The following is a 2,013-nucleotide window of genomic DNA, read 5'->3' on the forward strand; positions in this document are numbered from 1 at the left end:
TCGTTGCGGTACCCGCCGCGATCGTCGCCGCCCCGGCGATCATCGCGTCGTCCACCGCCCTGATACCCGCGATCTCCGCGGTCACCGCGATCCCGCTGCGATCCGCCGCGATCATCCCGGTCGGTGCGGTACCCGCCGCGATCATCCCGACCGTAGCCCCGATCACCGCGGTCACCACGGTCGTAACCACCGCGTCCACCGCGATCCTGGCGGTATCCACCGCGATCGTCGCGATCCTGACGGTACCCGCCGCGGTCACGATCCTGACGGTAGCCGCCGCCATCGCGATCCCGGTACCCGCCGCGGTCGCCCGAGCGCTGCGGCCCGCGATCCTGCTTGAGCTCGATCAGCTTGCCGCTGATCCGGATCTGGGCCATCTGCTCGAGCGCACCGCCCGGCAGCTGCTTCGGCAGTTCGACCAGCGAGAACTCGTCGCGGATCTGGATCCGGCCGAAATCGTCGCGGGAGAGACCGCCCTCGTTCGCCAGTGCCCCGACGATCTGCCCGGGCTTCACCCGCTGCCGGTGCCCGACCTCGATGCGGTACATCACCAGGTCGTCGCGGCGCGGCCGCGGCTCGCGGTCCTCGCGGTCCCGGCGGTCACGGCCTCGGTCGTCGCGTCCCCGGTCGTCGCGGTCGCGACGGCTCCGGTCGCCCTCGTCGTCGAGGAACTTCCGCGCCTGCGCGCGATCCCTGGCGAACTTCTCGTCGTCGGAATCGTCGAGCAGTAGGGGCGTCTCCCCCTGCGCGACGACGGCGAGCGCGGCGGCCACGTCGGTCTTGGGCACGTCGTGGTGCTTCACGTAGTGGGCGATGATGTCGCGGAAGGCGTCGATCCGCTCGGTCTCGTCGAGCGCCGCGGTGATCGCGTCGTCGAAGCGGGAGAGGCGTGTCGCGTTGACCTCGGCGACGTTGGGCAGCTGCATCTGGGTGAGCGGCTGCTTCGTAGCCTTCTCGATCGCCTTCAGCAGGCGGCGCTCGCGCGGTGTGACGAAGCTGATCGCGTCGCCGGAGCGCCCGGCGCGGCCCGTCCTGCCGATGCGATGCACGTAGCTCTCGGTGTCGATCGGCAGATCGTAGTTGACGACGTGGCTGATCCGCTCGACGTCGAGGCCGCGGGCGGCGACGTCGGTCGCGACGAGGATGTCGAGCCTGCCGCTCTTCAGCTGCTCGACCGTCCGCTCGCGCAGGTTCTGGGGCACGTCGCCGTTGATCGCCGTCGCGGAGTAGCCTCGGGCGCGCAGCTTCTCGGCGACCTGCTCGCTGTCTCCGCGAGTGCGGGTGAAGACGATCATGCCGTCGAAGTCCTCGACCTCGAGCACGCGGGTGAGCGCATCGAGCTTCTGCATGTAGCTGACGACGATGTAGCGCTGCGCGATGTTCGCGCTGGTCTGGGTCTTGCCCGCGATCTTGATCTCTTGCGGATCGTTCAGGTACTGCTGCGAGATGCGGCGGATCTGCGCCGGCATGGTCGCGGAGAAGAGCGCGACCTGCTTCTCATCGGGCGTGTCGGCGAGGATCGTCTCGACATCCTCCGCAAAGCCCATCTTGAGCATCTCGTCGGCCTCGTCGAGCACCAGGTACCTGATCTGCGTCAGATCGAGGGAGCCCTTCTTCATGTGGTCCATGATGCGGCCGGGCGTGCCCACGACGATGTCGACGCCGCGGCGCAGCGCGCTGAGCTGCTGGCCGTAGGCCTGACCGCCGTAGACGGGCAGCAGGTGCACCTCGGGCAGATGTGCCGCGTACGATTCGAACGCCTCGCAGACCTGGAGCGCGAGCTCGCGGGTGGGGGCGAGCACGAGCGCCTGCGGCACGCCCTGGCCCGGCTCGATGCGGCTCAGGATCGGCAGCGCGAACGCCGCCGTCTTGCCGGTGCCGGTCTTGGCCTGGCCGACGACGTCGCGCCCCTCGAGCAGGACGGGGATCGTCGCGGACTGGATCGCCGACGGGGTCTCGTAGCCGACGTCCTTCAGCGCGCGCAGCACCGGGGCGTCGAGGCCCAGCACGTCG

Annotated in this window: 1 protein-coding gene; it reads right to left on the reverse strand. The window is 69.7% G+C overall.

Annotated features, from left to right (window positions below; genetic code table 11):
- Positions 1-2,009: DEAD/DEAH box helicase (locus ACFPZL_RS12625; RefSeq protein WP_382335697.1), on the reverse strand; the 2,009-nt coding region annotated here is incomplete at its 3' end.
- Between the last annotated feature and the right edge of the window lie 4 nt (positions 2,010-2,013).

It is taken from the genome of Leucobacter soli, assembly GCF_042659205.1.
GTDB classification, from domain to species: Bacteria; Actinomycetota; Actinomycetes; order Actinomycetales; family Microbacteriaceae; genus Leucobacter; species Leucobacter soli.